This is a genomic window from Synechococcus sp. R8-2, assembly GCF_047461715.1.
In the GTDB taxonomy this organism is placed as follows: Bacteria; Cyanobacteriota; Cyanobacteriia; order Thermostichales; family Thermostichaceae; genus Thermostichus.
The window spans coordinates 1-4343 of sequence record NZ_JANSHQ010000664.1 but is presented as its reverse complement, the minus strand read 5'-3'; the positions used below and the strand labels follow the sequence as shown (position 1 = coordinate 4343).

Below are 4343 nucleotides of genomic sequence, written 5' to 3'. Positions count from 1 at the left end.
TCATGCCGCGCATGAACGGCTATGAGGTGTGCCGTCTTCTCAAGGCCGACCCTCTCACCCAAAAAACGCCCATCGTCATGTGTTCTTCCAAGGGCGAAGAATTTGACCGCTACTGGGGGATCCGCCAGGGAGCGGATGCCTACATTGCCAAGCCTTTCCAGCCCCAGGAACTGGTGGGTACGATTAAGCAATTACTGAGAGGCTGAGAGCTGCCCCTTCTGCTTCCACGCCTTTCGGTAGGTCCTGAGAACGACTCTGCGTTTTAAGCAGGGAGGGGGGCGGGATCAACAGTCCACAAGACTATCCATGCGGGGGAGCATCATGCTGGGGGATCTGGATTTATTGATGGGGGATGAGACCCAAGAGTTGCGGGAGATGGAGGCTCCCGAAGGTGAGCTATTCCTAAAGTTCAAGATTGCCACCGGGGAGGAATTTGCGCTGCCAGCGGTATCGGTTGTGGAGGTGATGAGCATTGGCCCAGAGAAAATCACCCCCATGCCCAATGTGGCCCCAGTTTTGCTGGGCACGCTGAATTTGCGGGGCGAGATCATCTGGGTTGCAGACCTGGGGCAATTTTTGGGGATCAGCCCGCCCCTGAACATCGACCGAGCCGAGATTCCTGTGGTGGCCGTGATGGATCAACAGGATTTGCTCATGGGCTTGGCTGTGGATTTAATTGTAGGCATGGAGTGGCTGAAGACTGAATTGGTGCGGCCTGCCCTCACGGCTCCTGAGTCCATGGCTCCTTTTTTGCGAGGGGAATGGGTGGTGCCCGGAACGGGATCGCGCTTGCCATTGCTGGATCATTCGGCCATCCTGCGATCCAATCGTTGGGGTTGACAGACGGCCCCCTGGGAGCTCAGCGGGAGGAAAGTGTATAGTTCCTATCAAAGATCCAAGCTAACTCCAGCCACAATGGGGAAAGTTGGACCAAATCTATCCCCTACCGATGCGTGTCGAGGCTGTTGAGGGTAAGCCCTGAGACGGCGGCAGAAAGGCCCACTCTTGCTTGACTGAATGTGGAAAAGGGGGGATAGCCTGCATCCATGGGGTTTTGAGGTGTTGGGGGCGTTCCGTTTGCATCTGTGTTGACGCGTGAACAGAGGTAGGCAAGCAGTGAAGGGAGGATCCATGGTTCCGAGCGCGAACAGTCAGAGAGACTACACCGATGCGATGGCCGCCTTTTGGCAGGGAGACTACGTCCGGGCGGTGCGGTTGTTCAACCAAGTGGCCGCTGCTGAACCGCAAGATACTGCTGTCAAGCTGCTGCTGGCTTTGGCACAAAAACAAGCTGGGCAGTTGTTGGAAGCTCGCCAAACCTACAACACCATTTTACAAACAGCCAGTGATCCCGATGAGCTGGAGTCGGCCCGGAAGGGTCTAGAAGAGCTGTTGCAAATGGCACCAGAGCTGGCGGATCTTCCCGATTCCCCAGAAGCGGACGAGTTTCGCTCTCCAGATGAGTTTGCACCTGGGTCGGATGCCTTTTCGGAAGAGGCTTTCTCTGCTCCCGATCCCTTCTTGCAGTTCGAGGAGATGGGGGAAGAGGAGGCGGATCCCTTTGCTCAGAATCCCTTTCCACTGGAGGCAGACAGCCTTGGCAGCGATTTCATGGGGGAAGAGAGATTCAGGGATCCCTTTGAGACCGGGCTGCAAATGCCGGAGGCTGATCCGCTGGGTTTATCTCACCCGATGCCGACCCATCCTCGGGTAACACCACCGGCCCTCTCGCGACGGGCAGGCTTGGAAGAGGGCGGGCCTCAAACCGATCCGGTGGTCGAAGATGACTTTGCCTTTCTCAACGAGTTCGATCGAGAGCATCTGGAAGCCCTAGAAGGCGACTCCGACTCCATTACGCAGTTGGCCGGCGATGCCGATTTTCCCGATGAGATGGGCTTCTCCCTGCCCGGTCTTGAGGAAGAGGAGGGGGGATCCCTGGAAGAAGGCCTGCCGACCGAATTGGCTGCCCCCATGAGTGAGCCGATCCCCGCTCCCGACGAAGATACTGCCAGTCCCAGCCCTGGTCTTTTCGAGCTTGACGAGCTAGACAGCCTGGATCGCGAACTTGCCGGCATGGATGGCGGTGAGCCGGTGGGGGCCTTCCGCCCAGATGAGGGGGCGATTGGGGGGATGGGCCCAATGGCGGAGACCGGCAGCGGAGCGGCCCAAGTCCTGCTGCCCACGGCCTCCCTCCCCATCCCCAGTGCAGGCGAACAAGGGGCAAGAACCTCTGCTGGGATCGCCAACCGACCGATTGGGGATCGGCAATTGGCCATAGCGCTTATCCAAGGAGCTGTGAGTTTGGCTGCCGGCTTGGCGATTGGCCTTGGGATCCCGGCCAATGGGGGAGCTCGCTTGATTGCCGGGGTGATTGGAGGCGGGCTGATCGGCACAGGAGCAGGGGTTATCCTCGGGGCCAGCAGTGCCAAACAAATTCGCTCCACCGCCCAAGAGCTGGCCGGCCACTTTGCCGCCTTGGCCCAGGGGAATTATTCAGTACGAGCCACAGCCAACACCCACGATGAGCTGGGGCGCTTGGCCGACAGCTTTAACCAGATGGCGGCTGCCCTTGAAGCCAACTTCGCCGAACTGAGCCAGCGGGCTGCCGAGCAAGGGCAAGCTAAGGAAGACCTACAGCGCCAGGTGATTCGCCTGCTGGACGACGTGGAAGGGGCTGCCCGTGGAGACCTGACGGTGCGGGCAGAGGTGACTGCCGACGTGCTGGGGGCTGTGGCCGACTCCTTTAACCTGACCATTCGCAGTCTGCGAGACATTGTCAGCCAGGTGAAGCGGGCCGCCGCCGCCGTGAACGATGCCGCCTTGCAGAACGAGGACTTTGCCCGCAGCCTCTCTGCCGACGCCTTGCGCCAGGCGGAGGAGATTTCCAACTCCCTCAACTCCATTCAGGAGATGACGGACTCCATTCAAGAGGTGGCCAGCAACGCCCGCGAAGCGGCCAACGTGACTGCCCAAGCCACAGAAGCAGCCGCTCGGGGTGGAGAAGCTGTGGATCGCACGGTAAGTGGCATCCTGGAAATTCGCGAAACCGTGGCAGAAACCACCCGCAAAGTGAAGCGATTGGCGGAATCCTCGCAGGAAATTTCCAAAATTGTGGCTTTGATCTCTCAAATTGCCTCGCGCACCAACCTGCTTGCCCTCAACGCCAGCATCGAGGCGGCACGAGCCGGGGAATCGGGACGGGGCTTTGCCATCGTGGCCGATGAGGTGCGACAACTGGCCGACCGAGCTGCCAAAGCCTCGAAGGAGATCGAGCAGATCGTGTTGCAGATTCAATCGGAAACCGGCAACGTGATGACGGCTATGGAAGAAGGCACCCAACTGGTGATCGAGGGGACGCGGCGGGCCGAGCAGGCCAAGAACAGCCTGGACGAGATTATCGAGGTCAGTCGCCGGATCGACGAGTTGGTGCGGGCGATCTCTCAGGCCACCGTGCAACAAACGGAAACCTCTCGCTCTGTGGCGCAGGTGATGCAATCGGTGGAGTTGACCGCCAACGAGACCTCTAAGGAGGCGCAGAAGGTGGCAGCTTCGCTCCAACAGTTGGTGAGCATCGCCCGCGAGTTGCAAACTTCTGTCGGTCGCTTCCGGGTTGGGGATGAATGAGCAAATCTGCTGTTTTGAGGGCATTCTAGGGACAAGGATCCCCATGCAGGAGACGTTATCGATCCTTAGCAAATGCCACTGGGATCCCCCTGTTCCGACTTTTGGCCGGACTCTTCGCTCAGGCGAGCCTCAATCTGTCCGGTCTGCTATTACTGATGCATACCTGTGGGCTGTAGGAAGGGCCTCCTGCCATGAATGAAGAAGCACAAAAGCGGATCCTCAGTTATTTCATCGAAGAAGCCCGCGACCACTTGGCAACGATTGAACAAGTGCTCCTCAGCTTGCGGGACAGTATGAGCGATCCCGAGCTGATCAACGAGCTGTTTCGAGCTGCTCACTCCATCAAGGGGGGAGCTGCCATGCTGGGCCTCACCAGCATCCAACGGACGGCCCACCGCATGGAAGATTTTTTCAACATCTTTCGCTCCCGTCCAGGCGGAGTGCCTGTCGATCAGCACCTGGAAACCCTGCTGCTGCGGGCTTTTGATGGGCTTTCGATGTTGTTGGAGGAGCTGCAGAGCCCCCGCGGCCTCACCCAAGAAGTCAGCAACACCACCCTGGCGGAATTGGAGCCGGTTTTTCAAGAGACCGAAAGGCACATTCAAAATCTTCTTGGCGAGGGCCCTGTCTCAGCTCCCGTCTCGCCGCCGGCGGTTCGCACCCTGCAGCAGGACATGGCGGAGGTGGTGCCGCAGCAGTTGCGCCAGATGCTGGAGCTG

The 4343-nt window shown here is 59.1% G+C and carries 4 protein-coding genes; all 4 read left to right on the top strand.

Translation table 11 applies throughout. The annotated features are described in order from the left end of the window. Positions 1-206, top strand: a 206-nt coding sequence (locus NW819_RS13670) for a response regulator transcription factor (protein ID WP_414414083.1), incomplete at its 5' end; no start/stop codon positions are given. A gap of 115 nt (positions 207-321) precedes the next feature. Next, positions 322-840: a chemotaxis protein CheW gene (locus NW819_RS13665; RefSeq protein ID WP_414350116.1), complete on the top strand. Its 519-nt coding sequence runs from the start codon at positions 322-324 to the stop codon at positions 838-840. Positions 841-1131: 291 nt separating this feature from the next. Then, positions 1132-3624, top strand: a complete 2493-nt coding sequence (locus NW819_RS13660; RefSeq protein WP_414414082.1) for a methyl-accepting chemotaxis protein — start codon at positions 1132-1134, stop codon at positions 3622-3624. A 191-nt stretch (positions 3625-3815) separates the two neighbouring features. After that, positions 3816-4343 (top strand): Hpt domain-containing protein (locus tag NW819_RS13655; RefSeq protein ID WP_414414081.1); only part of this gene is annotated, 528 nt, incomplete at its 3' end.

Coding starts and splice junctions, on each gene's coding strand:
- NW819_RS13665 (WP_414350116.1), top strand. CDS start 322: ATGCTGGGGGATCTGGATTTATTGATGGGGGATGAGACCCAAGAGTTG.
- NW819_RS13660 (WP_414414082.1), top strand. CDS start 1,132: ATGGTTCCGAGCGCGAACAGTCAGAGAGACTACACCGATGCGATGGCC.